The 13,544-nt window shown below is 36.1% G+C and carries 16 protein-coding genes; 7 read left to right on the top strand and 9 right to left on the bottom strand.

Annotation, left to right across the window (positions count from 1 at the left end; all coding sequences use genetic code 11):
• Genes ACZZZK_RS05355 through ACZZZK_RS05345 form a run of 3 tightly spaced genes read right to left on the bottom strand, consistent with a single transcriptional unit; the run spans position 1 to position 1,332 of the window.
• Positions 1 to 300, bottom strand: a complete 300-nt coding sequence (locus ACZZZK_RS05355; RefSeq protein WP_463483233.1) for a hypothetical protein — start codon at positions 298 to 300, stop codon at positions 1 to 3.
• Between the two features lie 56 nt (positions 301 to 356).
• Entirely contained in the window at positions 357 to 653 is a 297-nt protein-coding gene (locus tag ACZZZK_RS05350) for a winged helix-turn-helix domain-containing protein (RefSeq protein ID WP_463483232.1), read from the bottom strand.
• A 1-nt stretch (position 654) separates the two neighbouring features.
• Entirely contained in the window at positions 655 to 1,332 is a 678-nt protein-coding gene (locus tag ACZZZK_RS05345; RefSeq protein WP_463483231.1) for a hypothetical protein, read from the bottom strand.
• A gap of 181 nt (positions 1,333 to 1,513) precedes the next feature.
• Here ACZZZK_RS05345 and ACZZZK_RS05340 point away from each other — a divergent pair, with 181 nt between their 5' ends.
• The 7 genes from ACZZZK_RS05340 (at position 1,514) to ACZZZK_RS05310 (ending at position 8,070) form a co-directional block, all read left to right on the top strand.
• Complete coding sequence (locus tag ACZZZK_RS05340) at positions 1,514 to 2,164, top strand: ABC transporter ATP-binding protein (protein ID WP_463483230.1); 651 nt, start codon at positions 1,514 to 1,516, stop codon at positions 2,162 to 2,164.
• A gap of 106 nt (positions 2,165 to 2,270) precedes the next feature.
• Positions 2,271 to 2,750: a hypothetical protein gene (locus ACZZZK_RS05335; protein WP_463483229.1), complete on the top strand. Its 480-nt coding sequence runs from the start codon at positions 2,271 to 2,273 to the stop codon at positions 2,748 to 2,750.
• Between the two features lies 1 nt (position 2,751).
• Positions 2,752 to 3,360, top strand: a complete 609-nt coding sequence (locus ACZZZK_RS05330; RefSeq protein WP_463483228.1) for an HAD family hydrolase — start codon at positions 2,752 to 2,754, stop codon at positions 3,358 to 3,360.
• Positions 3,361 to 3,362: 2 nt separating this feature from the next.
• Positions 3,363 to 4,877: a S41 family peptidase gene (locus ACZZZK_RS05325; protein WP_463483227.1), complete on the top strand. Its 1,515-nt coding sequence runs from the start codon at positions 3,363 to 3,365 to the stop codon at positions 4,875 to 4,877.
• A gap of 135 nt (positions 4,878 to 5,012) precedes the next feature.
• On the top strand, positions 5,013 to 5,279 hold the full coding sequence (locus ACZZZK_RS05320) for a hypothetical protein (protein ID WP_056849724.1): 267 nt from the start codon (positions 5,013 to 5,015) through the stop codon (positions 5,277 to 5,279).
• A gap of 57 nt (positions 5,280 to 5,336) precedes the next feature.
• Positions 5,337 to 6,431, top strand: a complete 1,095-nt coding sequence (gene dprA, locus ACZZZK_RS05315; protein WP_463483226.1) for a DNA-processing protein DprA — start codon at positions 5,337 to 5,339, stop codon at positions 6,429 to 6,431.
• A gap of 277 nt (positions 6,432 to 6,708) precedes the next feature.
• Positions 6,709 to 8,070 (top strand): pyridoxal-phosphate dependent enzyme, encoded by a 1,362-nt coding sequence (locus tag ACZZZK_RS05310; protein ID WP_463483225.1) that lies wholly within the window; start codon positions 6,709 to 6,711, stop codon positions 8,068 to 8,070.
• A 223-nt stretch (positions 8,071 to 8,293) separates the two neighbouring features.
• Here ACZZZK_RS05310 and murA read toward each other — a convergent pair whose 3' ends face one another.
• The 6 genes from murA to ACZZZK_RS05280 form a co-directional block, all read right to left on the bottom strand.
• Positions 8,294 to 9,619 carry a UDP-N-acetylglucosamine 1-carboxyvinyltransferase gene (gene murA / locus ACZZZK_RS05305; RefSeq protein ID WP_265798001.1) on the bottom strand — a complete coding sequence of 442 codons (1,326 nt, stop codon included), beginning with the start codon at positions 9,617 to 9,619 and terminating at the stop codon, positions 8,294 to 8,296.
• Between the two features lie 130 nt (positions 9,620 to 9,749).
• Positions 9,750 to 10,442 (bottom strand): DUF4290 domain-containing protein, encoded by a 693-nt coding sequence (locus ACZZZK_RS05300; protein WP_463483224.1) that lies wholly within the window; start codon positions 10,440 to 10,442, stop codon positions 9,750 to 9,752.
• A 416-nt stretch (positions 10,443 to 10,858) separates the two neighbouring features.
• Positions 10,859 to 11,356, bottom strand: a complete 498-nt coding sequence (locus ACZZZK_RS05295; RefSeq protein WP_463483223.1) for a SixA phosphatase family protein — start codon at positions 11,354 to 11,356, stop codon at positions 10,859 to 10,861.
• A complete protein-coding gene (locus tag ACZZZK_RS05290; protein ID WP_463483222.1) occupies positions 11,349 to 12,380 on the bottom strand; it encodes a glycosyltransferase family 9 protein in 1,032 nt (343 codons plus the stop codon). Before ACZZZK_RS05290 ends, ACZZZK_RS05295 begins: the two co-directional genes overlap by 8 nt.
• On the bottom strand, positions 12,373 to 12,885 hold the full coding sequence (locus ACZZZK_RS05285; RefSeq protein ID WP_463483221.1) for a hypothetical protein: 513 nt from the start codon (positions 12,883 to 12,885) through the stop codon (positions 12,373 to 12,375). Before ACZZZK_RS05285 ends, ACZZZK_RS05290 begins: the two co-directional genes overlap by 8 nt.
• A gap of 10 nt (positions 12,886 to 12,895) precedes the next feature.
• Positions 12,896 to 13,501, bottom strand: coding sequence for a DUF4254 domain-containing protein (locus ACZZZK_RS05280; RefSeq protein ID WP_463483220.1), 606 nt, complete (start codon positions 13,499 to 13,501; stop codon positions 12,896 to 12,898).
• Positions 13,502 to 13,544 lie beyond the last annotated feature (43 nt).

Genomic DNA, 13,544 nt, shown 5'->3' with positions numbered 1-13,544 from the left:
TTATAATGATTTAAGTGCGATGAAACAGTAGAAAATACTTAATGGGATGTTTGCCAGCATGAAAATCATCGTGGCAACTATTTTACGCCAATAATGCTTGTGGGTATAGCATGAAATCGCAAGGACTGTGAAGAAAATGCCATTAATTAATGCGGCGATTAATAAATACCCTAATCCCAAAATCGGGGTTTCTCCCCTGAAAAGAAGAAAGAAAAGAAAAATTGAAGTTCCGATTGATGCGGAAATTATGGCTAGTTGCCTGCATTGATTGATAATCTGTGGCTCTGCTTGATTATTCATGGATTTTAGGTCTAAAAGTGCTTTGAAATTCAAAGTGTATTTTCAAAAAAAATAGTTTAAAGTTTATTAATCATTTTTTCAAGTGCATCTAAATGCGCTTTAAAAGCTTGTTTTCCTAAATTGGTAATAGAATAGGTGGTGCTGGTTTTACGCCCGATAAAACCTTTATGTACCGCAATAAATTCGGCTTGCTCCAGTGTATTTAAATGCGAAGCTAAATTTCCATCTGTGAGTTCGAGCATCTGTTTCAAATCATTAAAGCTAATTTCATGGTTAACGATCAGCATCGACATTACGCCGAGCCGAATTCGGCTGTCGAATATTTTATTAAGATCTGCTATTGGATTTTTCATTTTATTGGCCTTTCTCGTATTTAAAATACATCACCAATCCATAAACAATATGAAGTACGCCGAAGCCAATTGCCCAAAATATTAACCCGTAACCCACATAAAACATACAAATTAATCCTAAAATGATTTCCAGGAAGCCCAGATAGCGAATATCGCTATAGGTATATTTACTTGCGTTAATGAGCGACAGCCCGTAAAAAATGAGGCAAGAAGGCGCAATAATAGCATAAGTATGAGCATGATTAATCAGCAACGCGATGATAAATAATCCTCCAGTTACCAATGGAATAGCCAAATTGATTAACAGTGATTTGGAGGTTTTGTCCCAGATTGGTAAATTATTCCGTTGACTTTTTCGATAAGTAAACAAAATTCCACCCGCTAAAGCAATTACCAACACAAAAACACCCAGTTTGATTAAGTTAAATTCCAGGTCTATTTCGCCTTCTATTCCATAACTATAACCTCTTTTGTTGATGAATTTTTCAATTTCATCGTTTGCAAAGTAGGCACCCATTAAAGCTATAACTCCAGCAAATACGCCAGATAAACCACTTAACGAGATAAATCTTGAAGATCTATCCATCATTTGTCTGATGTCTTTTAATGCGTTTAGTTGTTCCTCAGAATTACTCATTTTGAAAGTGCTTTGTTTTTCAAAGTTAAATAAGATTCTCATAACTGCAAACTTTTTTTTAATAAATTGATTTTAGAGATGATTATCGGATTGATTACGAAGATTAAGGACTTACACAGATTGACGAATAATAAAAATGTAGATGGGGTGTTATATATCAAGCCTTATACTTACAACCTGTAACTTATCATTCACAAAGCAAAAATTTAACTATTTTTACGCCATGCTAAAAGCCACTGGAATAAGAAAATCATACGGAAACCTGCAAATATTAAAAGGTGTTAATTTTGAAGTTCAGAAAGGGGAGATCGTGAGTATTATTGGTCCGTCTGGTGCGGGAAAAAGTACTTTACTCCATATTTTAGGTACGCTAGATAAACCTGATGACGGGACAGTGGAGCTTAAAGGAACCATCATAAATAAATTAAGTGGAGAATTGTTAAGCGCTTTTCGCAACCAAAATATTGGTTTTGTATTCCAATTCCATCATTTATTGCCTGAATTTAGTGCGTTGGAAAATGTATGTATTCCGGCTTTCATTGCTAAAACGAATAAAAAGCAGGCAGAAACCCGAGGTTTGGAATTGCTTGATTTATTTGGTTTGAAAAACAGAGCTCATCATAAACCCAACCAATTATCGGGTGGAGAACAACAACGGGTAGCCATTGCAAGAGCACTAATTAACAATCCATCAATTATTCTGGCTGACGAACCTTCCGGAAATCTTGATTCAGAAAATGCATCAGCCTTACACCAGCTTTTTGTAACACTTCGAGATAATTTTCAGCAAACGTTTGTAATTGTAACGCATAACGAACACCTGGCTAAAACAAGCGATCGTGTCGTAACGATGAAAGATGGTTTGATCGTTTAGAAAGTTGCCATTTATCAATTACCAGTTATCAACTGCCTGTTATCTACTACCAATTATCAATTTCCCATTTCCCATTCAACACTGAGTATCAAATAACATTTAAACATTGAAAATATTAATTACCGGCGGAAATAATGCCAAAGCCTTAAAGTTAATGAAGGCATTTCCTAGTCATTTTGTTCTGCTAGCCGACTATGGCGACGTTCCGGGTATTGTAACGAAAAATTACGCTTTTACTTCATTGGGCAAGCTCAATCAAGATAGTATTGCACATTTATTATTGAATTTTTGCATCACTGAAGCTATTGATTGCATCATCCCGTTACACAATTATGAGATAGAACCTCTCGCAAAATCAGCCGTTTTGTTTGGTGAATATGGCATTCAGGTGTTAACTCCACCAGCAGATTCGTTACTGAATTATATTTCGCTTGAAAAGACCAACTATGTAAACTATGCGGTATTCATTCAAGGTGAATGTATTTTCGCTAGCGGTGCTGAAATTTTTAAAAAACAGAACCAAGAACTAAACGGAGTTTTCGGTTACAACAATCCTAACGATGATTTAAAACTCCTTATGATTTAAGATGGATGCATACGAGCTAGTAAAAAATAAGCAGATCGTCATTTTTGAACTTGATAATGTGCTTTACCCTGAAAAGGATTATCTGCTTCAGGTTTATTATTTATTTGCCCAGTTTATCGAATATAGCGAGCAAAAAAATGCACAAGCTATCTTAGATTTTATGAAAGGTGAATTTGAGCAATCAGGAGTAGGAGATTTATTCTTAAAAACAGCGAAGGCTTTTGAAATTGACGCCAAATACCAATACAATTTTGATTTGCTTCATCAAAACGCCCGACTGCCTTTAAAACTTTTATTGTTCAAAAACCTGTTAGAGTTTATGCAAGAGTTGGTAATTGAAAGAAAAAAAATATTCATCGTGACGGCTGGAAATCCAGATCAGCAGCTTAATAAAATTAAACAAACAGAATGGAACGGACTGGAAAATTACCTAACGGTATACTTTGCAGATGAAATGGGAGTAGAGAAGGCAGAAATATTTCAGAAGATCCTAAACGACAACAATTTATCGCCAGATGATACGTTAGTTGTGGGGGCAAATAATTTTGATGAACAACAATCCAAGTTAATGAATTTGCCGTATATTGTGTCACTGGAAATTTACAAATAGATATGTTAAGAAAAGTTAATGTGAAGAAGAGCATTTTGTTCTTTTTAGTTGGATCGGCTGGTTTTTTAGCTTCTTGTAAAAAGAACAATACAGAACCTGATTCAGATTCATCTACTCCTGTAGCAGAAAAAAATACACTGCAAACTCCAACTTCAAACCGTGATTATTTAACCCGCGATTCTATCTTTTTATATGCGAAACAAACTTACTTCTGGAATGTGGGCATGCCTGATTATGATACCTTTAATCCACGCAAGTATGCGAACGATGATCAAGTATTAGCAGCGCTTGCGGCATTGCCAAGCACAGGTGGAAAAGATAAATATTCGTTTATTGATAATGGTGCCGTTGCCGGGCAATTGGGCGGTGTAAGTGGTGATTATGGTTTTTCAGCAAATTACGATGCTAATAATTTATTGCGGGTTAAATCTGTTTACGCTACTTCTCCTGCGGCTCTTGCTGGTTTAAAAAGGGGCTATCAAATTACCCGGGTGAATGGCAGAACAACCTTAAGAACCAGTCAAAGCGATATCGATAATTTAAACGATGGTATTTTTGGTAGTAACCCTAGTATTTCAATGACTGTTGTAAAGCCTGATGGTACTTCACAAGATTTGGTAATTAACAGAGGCAGTTATAATATTAATCCTATTCTATACTCAAATACATATACTGTAGGGGCGAAAAAAGTTGGTTATATTGTTTTTAACAGCTTCACCACCAATTCTGTTCCTTTATTGGATGCTGCTTTTACTAAGTTTACAACGGATGGAATCACAGAACTAGTAGTTGATTTGCGTTACAATGGCGGAGGTTCGGTTGCAACATCAGAAGCTTTTACCAATTTAATAGCTCCTGCATCGCAAAATGGAAAAATAATGTATACCACTTATTGGACCAAAACCATGCAAGATGGTCAGGCAACGATTTTAGAAAATCAAAAATTTTATGGCAAAGGTAATGATGGGGTAACAAGATTATATTCTTTCTTCGATTATTCATATAAACCTACTCCAGCTGCCGGAAATCAAGAAGTTTTTGCTAAACGCGGAAGTTTAAATGGACTAACAAGGGTGTATTTTTTAGTTGCAGGCGGAACAGCATCTGCAAGCGAGTTGTTGATTAACAACTTAAAACCAGTAATGGATGTAAAGTTAATTGGCAGAAAAACATACGGCAAACCAGTTGGGTTTTTCTCTCTCAGAATCGATAAAAAAGACTTGTACATCCCTCAGTTTCAAACTAAAAATCAGTCAGGCTTCGGCGATTATTTCGATGGAATGGCAGTAGATAAGGATGTAGTTGATGATTTGACTAAAGACTTTGGAGACCCATCAGAAAAATTATTAGCCCAGGCTTTAAATTATTCTGCTACAGGCGCATTTACCTCATATTTAAAAGAAAGCACATTAAGTAGCACCTCTGGCGTGTCTAGGCAGGTAATTGATAGCAATAACGAAAAACTTGACCACGAATTTAAAGGAATGATCGAAACTCGAAAACTGAAGTTCAAATAACAGGAAATTAAAAATTTAACCTCGATGAAAATCGAGGTTTTTTTTTGTTAATTATTATATAAAATGAGTGTTTGCGGTTGTTTTTCTTCGAAAAAATTAATAAGCTTGTTTAACATTAATCGTTAAAGAGAAGCTATGCCAATAGAAATTGTAGAAAAGGAACATTTAAGCTATTTGAATATCATCAATGCAAAAGAAGATCACACAGAAGAACTAAAAACTAAACTTGATGAGGCTCAAAGACTTGGAAATGAGTTCAAATCCAAAGCAGTGATTACTTTTAACACAACAATTGGCCCTAAACGTGTAGACACTACGGTTTGGGCAGTAACAGAAAAATACATTCAGCTAAAAAATAATATTCATATCCCAATTAAGAGTTTAATTGATATTGATTTTTAGGTTGTCTTTTTAAGGAAATAAATCATCCCGCATTTATTCACCTTAGCCTAAAAATTAATGAGTACGCTTCACAAAATTGCTTTAACTTTCATTAAATCCATTGGTCCGGTAAATGCCAAAAATTTATTAGCCTATTGTGGCAGCGCTGAAGCTGTTTTTTCTGCTACAAAAAATCAATTGCTTCAAATTCCAGGTATTGGTGAGAAAACTGTTGACGCAATATTGAATACTGATGCTTTAAAACGAGCAGCTGAAGAGCTAAAATTTATTGAAAAGCATGGAATTGAAGTTCTTTTTTTTACAGATGAAAATTATCCAAAACGCTTAAAAAACTGTTTTGATTCTCCGATTTTACTTTACTTTAAAGGTAAAGCAGATTTGAATCACTCAAGAATTATTAGCATTGTAGGTACTCGTAATGCAACTGATTATGGCAAAACTTTATGTAAGCAGCTTTGCGAAGTGTTAGCGCCTTATAATGTTTTAATTGTTAGTGGTCTCGCTTATGGTATCGATGTTACCGCTCACAAAGAATGCATTGCCAATGATATTCCGACCGTTGGTGTGTTAGGGCATGGATTAGATCGGTTATATCCGCAAATTCATAAACCAGTTTCTCAGAAAATGGTTTTAAACGGTGGCCTACTTTCCGAGTTTCCAACATTGACAAATCCCGATAGACAAAATTTTCCACAGAGAAATAGAATTATTGCTGGCATTGCCGATGCCACAATTGTTGTTGAGGCATCCATTAAAGGTGGGGCGTTAATTACAGCAGAAATTGCAAACTCTTACAATAAAGATGTTTATGCTTTTCCAGGTAGAACAAATGATGCTTTTTCTGAAGGTTGCAACTTTTTAATTAAGACCAATAGGGCAGGGTTGATTAACAATGCAAATGATTTGATTTATTATTTAGGCTGGGATGATGAAGTGAAAGAAAAGAAGAAACAAGCACAAACTACTTTACAGCTCAATCTTACTGCAAATGAGCAGAAAGTAGTTGATACTTTACAAAGCGGTCAACTTTCTATTGATGAACTTTGTATTTCATTGGCTATTCAGCAAAGCAAATTGGCCATAGTTATTCTCACTTTAGAAATGCAAGGGATAATTGTTTCATTGCCTGGTAAGGTTTATAAGTTGGCTTAAGTTTGCCGCAGATTCGCAAATTTTTATGCTGTCGTGATGCTGAATTCATTTCAGCATCTTATTAATTGTAATTATTTCGAAGTTATAAGTGATTTTTAGTCTGCGAATTTGCGGCTAACCTAAAACCAATATTGCATTTTGCCTAATAATCAATCTATAATACCTATCTTATTGATAGATTATAGAATAAAATTTCATTAAAATGAGTTTATAAAAATTATATTTTAAATAAAATATAGTTTGTAAAATAGTTAATAGCTTTGCTTAATTTTGTATCATGTGGTACAATAACATATTAGAAACCATTGGTAATACGCCATTGGTGAAATTAAATACAATTACAAAAGGTGTTCCTGGAACAATTTTGGCAAAAATAGAAACTACCAATCCAGGTAATTCAATCAAAGATCGCATGGCGGTAAAAATGATTGAAGATGCAGAGAAAAGTGGTAAGTTAAAACCTGGTGGAACCATTATTGAGGGAACATCAGGAAATACAGGTATGGGCTTGGCGATGGCTGCCATTATCAAAGGTTACAAGTGTATTTTCACTACAACTGACAAACAATCGAAAGAAAAAGTAGATGCTTTACGTGCTTTTGGTGCCGAGGTTATTGTTTGTCCAACAAATGTAGAGCCGGAAGATCCGCGTTCTTATTACTCTGTTTCTTCTCGTTTAGAGCGTGAAGTTCCTAATTCATGGAAGCCAAATCAATATGATAATTTGGCAAATACTGCCGCTCACTATGAACAAACTGGTCCAGAAATTTGGGAACAAACTGAAGGAAAAATTACTCACTTGGTTGTAGGTGTAGGTACCGGGGGCACAATTTCTGGTACAGGTAAATATCTGAAAGAGAAAAATCCGAACATTCAGATTTGGGGAATCGATACTTATGGTTCAGTTTTCAAAAAATATAAGGAAACTGGCATTTTTGATAAAGATGAAATCTATCCATACATCACTGAAGGAATTGGCGAAGATTTTTTACCGGCCAATGTAAACTTCGATGTAATTGATTTATTTGAAAAAGTAACCGATAAAGACGCCGCTTTAATGACCCGCGATATCGCTCGTAAAGAAGGTATTTTTGTTGGAAACTCTGCCGGCGCAGCAATTGGTGGATTAATTCAATTGAAGGATAAATTAAAACCAGAAGATGTTGTAGTGGTTATTTTTCACGACCACGGTAGCCGTTATATGGGCAAAATGTACAATGAAGATTGGTTACGCGAACGAGGTTTTTTACAAGATGAAAAACTAACAGCAAAATTAATTCTTGCAAAAAAGGAAGCTACAGAAATTGTAACGCTTGATGCAACGAAGTCTGTCTTAGAGGCGATCAATACGATAAAATCGATGAATATTTCGCAAATTCCGGTAACACAACAGGGAATGATTGTAGGCAAAATTGCCGAGAGTGATATTTTAACTGCTTTACTTGAAAACCCGGGACTGAAATCTGCACCAATTTCAGAAATCATGACGGCTACTTTCCCTTTCGTTGATTTGAATACCTCGATTGATAAAATTTCATCCTTGATTAACAAAGAAAATTCAGCCGTTTTGGTAGAGGATGAATCAGGGAAAATTGAAATTATCACGCAGTATGATATTATAAACGCGATATCGGGGTAAGGGTATCTCACACGCTCGTCATTGCGAGGCACGAAGCAATCTTAATGCTTTGGTTTCCAAATAGTGCTGCTACAAGAGATTGCTTCGTACCTCAAAATGACGAGAATTAAAAAAAAAGCCCGGGTAATTTTTACCCGGGCGTTTTTGCATGATGCTATTTTTCTTTAGTCTATCAGCATCAGTCTTTCAACTTTAAACCTTCAACTTTTAACTCTCTAAACCTTTAATGGCTTGGCGCATCAGCGTTTACACGCTTAATCTGCGCACCTAAAGCTCTTAAACGCGTATCAATATCCTGGTAACCACGCTCAATTTGCTCAATGTTGTAAATAGTTGATTTACCTTCAGCAGAAAGGGCGGCGATTAACAACGAAACTCCTGCTCTAATATCTGGAGAGGTCATGCTGATACCGCGAAGTTTGTATTTTTTATCAATACCATTAACAGTAGCACGGTGTGGATCACAAAGAATAATTTGAGCGCCCATGTCAATCAATTTATCCACAAAGAATAAACGACTCTCAAACATTTTTTGATGAATTAAAACGTTTCCTTTTGCTTGTGTAGCCACAACCAAAACAATACTCAATAAATCGGGAGTGAATCCTGGCCATGGAGAATCAGCAATCGTTAAAATCGATCCATCGATAAAAGTATCGATTTCATAATGCTTTTGCGATGGCACATAGATATCATCACCTCTACGTTCTAATTTAATACCTAGTTTCTTAAATACTTCTGGTATTACGCCAAGTTCATCATAACAAACGTTTTTAATAGTGATTTCAGATTCAGTCATTGCTGCCATTCCAATGAAAGAGCCAATCTCAATCATATCAGGTAACATTCTGTGTTCTGTTCCACCTAAAACCTTAACACCCTCAATGGTTAACAAATTCGAACCAATACCAGATATTTTAGCACCCATGCGATTCAGCATTTTACAAAGTTGCTGCAAATAAGGTTCGCATGCAGCATTATAAATTGTTGTGGTACCTTTTGCTAAAACAGCAGCCATCACAATATTCGCTGTTCCGGTAACCGAAGCCTCATCTAACAAAATATAAGCACCTTTTAAATCAGTAGCATCAACATTGAAGAAAGCTTTTTTACTATCATAAATGAATTTTGCACCTAATTTTTCGAAACCGATAAAGTGCGTATCCAATCTTCTTCGACCGATTTTATCGCCACCAGGTTTAGGAATTGCAGCTTTACCAAAACGTGCCAACAACGGACCAACAATCATAATTGAACCTCTTAAACCACCACCCTTAGCTTTAAAAGTGTCCGATTCAAAGAAATTTAAATTAATGTCTTTTGCTTCGAAGGTATAAGTGTCTTTGTCGATGCGCTCAACAGCGACACCCAAATCGCCCAAAAGTTCAATCAGTTTATTTACATCTTTAATATCAGGAATATTGCTGATGGTTACTTTTTCTTGTGTAAGTAAAACTGCAGATAGAATCTGTAAGGCCTCGTTTTTGGCACCTTGAGGAGTGATTTCGCCTTTTAATTTAATTCCGCCTGTTATTTCAAATGCGTTCATATATCTTTTAGTATTTAGTAATTAGTATCAAGTATCTGGTCGCAAGTATCAAGATTGGGTGGCTAAACTTAATTCTGCCGCCAACTTCTTCTTTTTCACCTTCCGCCTTCAACCATTTTACCCTTTACCTTTAATATTTAGGTTTATTATTATTGTTTCGTCCGCGATTATTATTGCTATTATTGTTTTGACGGTTTTTGCCGTTATTATTATTGTTGTTATTCGTTCTTCCGCGGTTATTATTATTAGTATTCTGACGAGGATTCTGAGCTCTAAACTCTACTTTAGCCAAGTTCACGCCCTCATCAAGCGATAATAATCCGCCAGAAAGATATTTCAAATCTTTGATTATCGTGTCATCGCTTACATTATCCTTGTTCCAGGTAACGTAAGCCATTTTCATAAAGTTTGCGATTCCCTGAACCATTGCTTTTTTGTGCTCCGGATTTTCCTCTCGCATCGCTTTTTCAATCAAATTCTCGACCGTTTTACCGTAATGTTTGTAGGTAATCCGTTGCTGAGGATAAGGAAGTGGCTCTGGTTTTTTAAAAGCATTTTCCGGTAAAGGTTTTGGGTAAGGGCTTTCCACATCAATCTGATAGCCAGAAATAATGTGCAAGTGATCCCAAAGTTTATGTTTAAAATCGGCAACATCACGTAAGTGCGGTTGCAAAAATCCCATCAGGTCGATCACCGCCTGGGCATATTTATTACGTTCCTCAATAGTTGGTAATTCGCAAATATACTTCACCATATTCTGAACGTTGCGGCCATATTCTGATAAAATCAAATGGCTACGCGTAGTATTATAATCAAAATTCATGTACAGATAATTTAATGGATAAATCTTCCGGCGATACGAATTATGAAATAACCAGAGGAGATGAGGTTATGAATTCACCGAAATGTCTATTGCCGGACTTTCGTTATTTATAGTTCAAAGATAATTAAAATTACGATTTTAGGGTTACGATTTTAAATTTTATTTGGAAATGAAGGGTTGGTGATCCTTTTGGTTTTTCAGCCCTGCTATCACTTCAAGTTTTTAAACTCCTGTCAGTCTGAGGAACGAAGAATCTGTTCCATAGGTTGCAGATGCTTCGTTCCTCAGCATGACAATGAGATTTTTTTAGACATTGCAAAAAAAAGCTTTGGGCAGCTACAATAAATCTACCAGACAATCAGATTTCCACTTCGGTCGAAATGACGATTTATTCTTCCGTGTTCCGTTGCATAACCTTACAGCTCATCCGTATTCTTCGGATAGTCAAAAAACACCAAATCCCCAGTTTCTCTGCTCACCATCTTCCATGAATCGAAAGGAAAAGATATTAACACCATGCCTGCTGTTGGGATGTTGGCAATATCAGCGTCGCTTAGTTCATTTGCCAAATCAGTAAACCCAGGGTTATGACCAAACATAACCACAGTATCTGCCTCATCATTCAAACTGTTTACTGCATTCAAAAGCGTATTGGTATTTGCCTCGTAAATGGCCTCCTCATATTGAATATCATCAATTTGATAAGCTTCAGCAAAGAATTTTGCTGTAGATTTCGCTCGCTTTGCCGGACTGCTTACCATCAAATCGAATTTGAACCCCTTATTGATCAAGCGTTCTGCCATTTCTGGCGCATTCTCTTTACCACGTTTATTCAACGGACGATCAAAATCTTTTAAATCTAAATTTGCCCAGTCTGATTTTCCGTGACGAACCAATAATAATTGCTTAGCCATTTAGTTTTTCTTTAATTTTATTTAAAATCGTTTCAGGATTTATTAAATCCATACAGCTCTCAACACCACACATACATGATTTGTTTCCATAAATAGAATTTGGCCGATTAGGATGGTCAACTTGGATACAATCGCTTTCCAACTGACCATAGCCTAAAAACCCCGCATAAGGATGTGTCGGTCCCCAAACAGAAACAACAGGAACACCCACCAATGAGGCCATATGCATACCTGACGAATCCATACTGAGCATCAAATCCAAGTTTGAAATAATCGCAAGCTCTTCTGTAAGGTTAAAATTGCCAATTAAATTATGGGTATTTGGATAAATTTTGGCCCATTGTTCAGCAGTTGTCTGTTCGGTTTTTCCACCGCCGAAAATAAAAATTTCATAGCCCGAAGCAGATAAGCCAGCAATCACTACCTCCATTTTTTCTAATGGATAAACCTTGTAAATGTGCTGTGCAAAAGGGGAGATCCCCAGTTTCTTTTTCGTTTCATCTTTAAATAAATACTCAGCTTTTACCGGTAATTTATTTGGCTTTTTTTTAAGCTTATGGCTCAGATTAACCTCAAAACCTAGTTCACGAAATACATCAGCATAACGTTCTACAGTTTTTCGTAAGGGTTGAGAAATTTTATTTACAGAACGCGTTAATGCTTTTTTCTCGGCTCTGCCTTTATCAATTCGCTTAATTTTAATACCAGTTAATCGAAAAAAAGTTGAAATCGCTCTGCTTCTTAAATTATCATGCAAATCTGCAATAGCTGTAGGTTTATATCTTCGTAGCTCTTTGTAAAGTTTATACAGTCCGGAAATGCCTTTGTGGATGGTTTTGGGTTGAATGGCATGAAAAGTTAAATTTTCAATGCCATCAAAAAATGGTTTAAAAGCCTCACGACTGACCAATATAATTTCCACTGAAGGATTTTGCTGAGAAAATTCTTTCAAAACAGAAGCTACCATCGCTACATCGCCCATAGCTGAAAAACGTAAAACGATAATCCTGCTCGTTTTAACCATTGTCTTTTATAATTGATAACTGATAAGCCTGCAGCGTTTTGCCGCCTTTCGGTTGATAAAGAAAATACACGTTATGTTTTATTCTTATTATTTTAGGACAAAGCTGTTTAGTAAAATCGATTTTCGTTTTCGCATTTAAACCTTCAAAAGCTATTGTGTAGTAATGCATTCGAATAGGGGAATCAACATCACCTTGTGGGAAACCTTCCTTAAAAGTTGCAGATTTCGTTTTTGCTATAACGATAGAATAATACGTGTTAAAAGATGAGTCATTATGATTTATGAACGAATCATCATAGCTTTTAAACGCACCAGATGAGCCGGCAGAATCTAAATTTAAACTATCAACTTCAACTGGTTTTAAGTAAAGTTTCTTACCCGTTATTTTTGGAAAACAAGGTATTTCTGGATACTCATCTTTTTCTATCTCCAAACTGGTGCCACTTTGGCAACTCGTAAACAGCAATACTAAAGCAAATATCCAGAAAAATGATTTTTTAATCATATACCCGCAGTTATACTTTACTGTTGTACAACACCGGATTTAGGCTAGGGTCGTTATACATTTTCATTTGTTTATAAACTTTCATGTACTTTTTGCCAGCCTCAATATCAGCTAATAGTTCATCTATGCTTGTCGATAAATCCTCACGTTGCGATAATAAAACATTGAGCTTTGTTTGACATTGCTCACGGTGTTCTGCTGATGCACTTTCTCGTTCTGCTTCTTCCTGCATGTGGTAGATTTTCAAAGCCAAAATGGAAAGCCTGTCTATTGCCCAAGCGGGACTTTCCGTGTTGATTTTCGCATCTGGCAAAGCCGAAATCCCGCGATAAAGATTCAAGAAATATCCATCTATAAACTCTACCATGTCGGTACGCACCTGGTTTTGGGCATCAATACGTCTCTTCCATTTCAGGCCGTCAACAGGGTCGATCTGTGGGTTACGAACTACATCTTCCATATGCCATTGAGCGGTGTCAATCCAGTTTTTGATGTAGAAAAGGTGTTCTAAGGTCTCGGCATCATATGGATTTTCAACCGGATGGTCGATATCATCAAACTTATGGTAATCTGTAATTACTTCATTAAAGATGCGGTTGGCAATTTCACTGATCATGAGGCAAAGTTAGGGATTTTTACCACAGATTTTCACAGATGAA

This window comes from Pedobacter sp. AC163 (assembly GCF_979258665.1).
This window is presented reverse-complemented; position numbering and strand designations above follow the sequence as displayed.

Coding starts and splice junctions, on each gene's coding strand:
- ACZZZK_RS05355 (WP_463483233.1), bottom strand. CDS start 300: ATGAATAATCAAGCAGAGCCACAGATTATCAATCAATGCAGGCAACTA.
- ACZZZK_RS05285 (WP_463483221.1), bottom strand. CDS start 12,885: ATGATTAAAAAATCATTTTTCTGGATATTTGCTTTAGTATTGCTGTTT.
- murA (WP_265798001.1), bottom strand. CDS start 9,619: ATGAACGCATTTGAAATAACAGGCGGAATTAAATTAAAAGGCGAAATC.
- ACZZZK_RS05295 (WP_463483223.1), bottom strand. CDS start 11,356: ATGGCTAAGCAATTATTATTGGTTCGTCACGGAAAATCAGACTGGGCA.
- ACZZZK_RS05320 (WP_056849724.1), top strand. CDS start 5,013: ATGCCAATAGAAATTGTAGAAAAGGAACATTTAAGCTATTTGAATATC.
- ACZZZK_RS05290 (WP_463483222.1), bottom strand. CDS start 12,380: ATGGTTAAAACGAGCAGGATTATCGTTTTACGTTTTTCAGCTATGGGC.
- ACZZZK_RS05330 (WP_463483228.1), top strand. CDS start 2,752: ATGGATGCATACGAGCTAGTAAAAAATAAGCAGATCGTCATTTTTGAA.
- ACZZZK_RS05300 (WP_463483224.1), bottom strand. CDS start 10,442: ATGAATTTTGATTATAATACTACGCGTAGCCATTTGATTTTATCAGAA.
- ACZZZK_RS05345 (WP_463483231.1), bottom strand. CDS start 1,332: ATGAGAATCTTATTTAACTTTGAAAAACAAAGCACTTTCAAAATGAGT.
- ACZZZK_RS05325 (WP_463483227.1), top strand. CDS start 3,363: ATGTTAAGAAAAGTTAATGTGAAGAAGAGCATTTTGTTCTTTTTAGTT.
- ACZZZK_RS05350 (WP_463483232.1), bottom strand. CDS start 653: ATGAAAAATCCAATAGCAGATCTTAATAAAATATTCGACAGCCGAATT.
- ACZZZK_RS05340 (WP_463483230.1), top strand. CDS start 1,514: ATGCTAAAAGCCACTGGAATAAGAAAATCATACGGAAACCTGCAAATA.
- ACZZZK_RS05280 (WP_463483220.1), bottom strand. CDS start 13,501: ATGATCAGTGAAATTGCCAACCGCATCTTTAATGAAGTAATTACAGAT.
- ACZZZK_RS05310 (WP_463483225.1), top strand. CDS start 6,709: ATGTGGTACAATAACATATTAGAAACCATTGGTAATACGCCATTGGTG.
- dprA (WP_463483226.1), top strand. CDS start 5,337: ATGAGTACGCTTCACAAAATTGCTTTAACTTTCATTAAATCCATTGGT.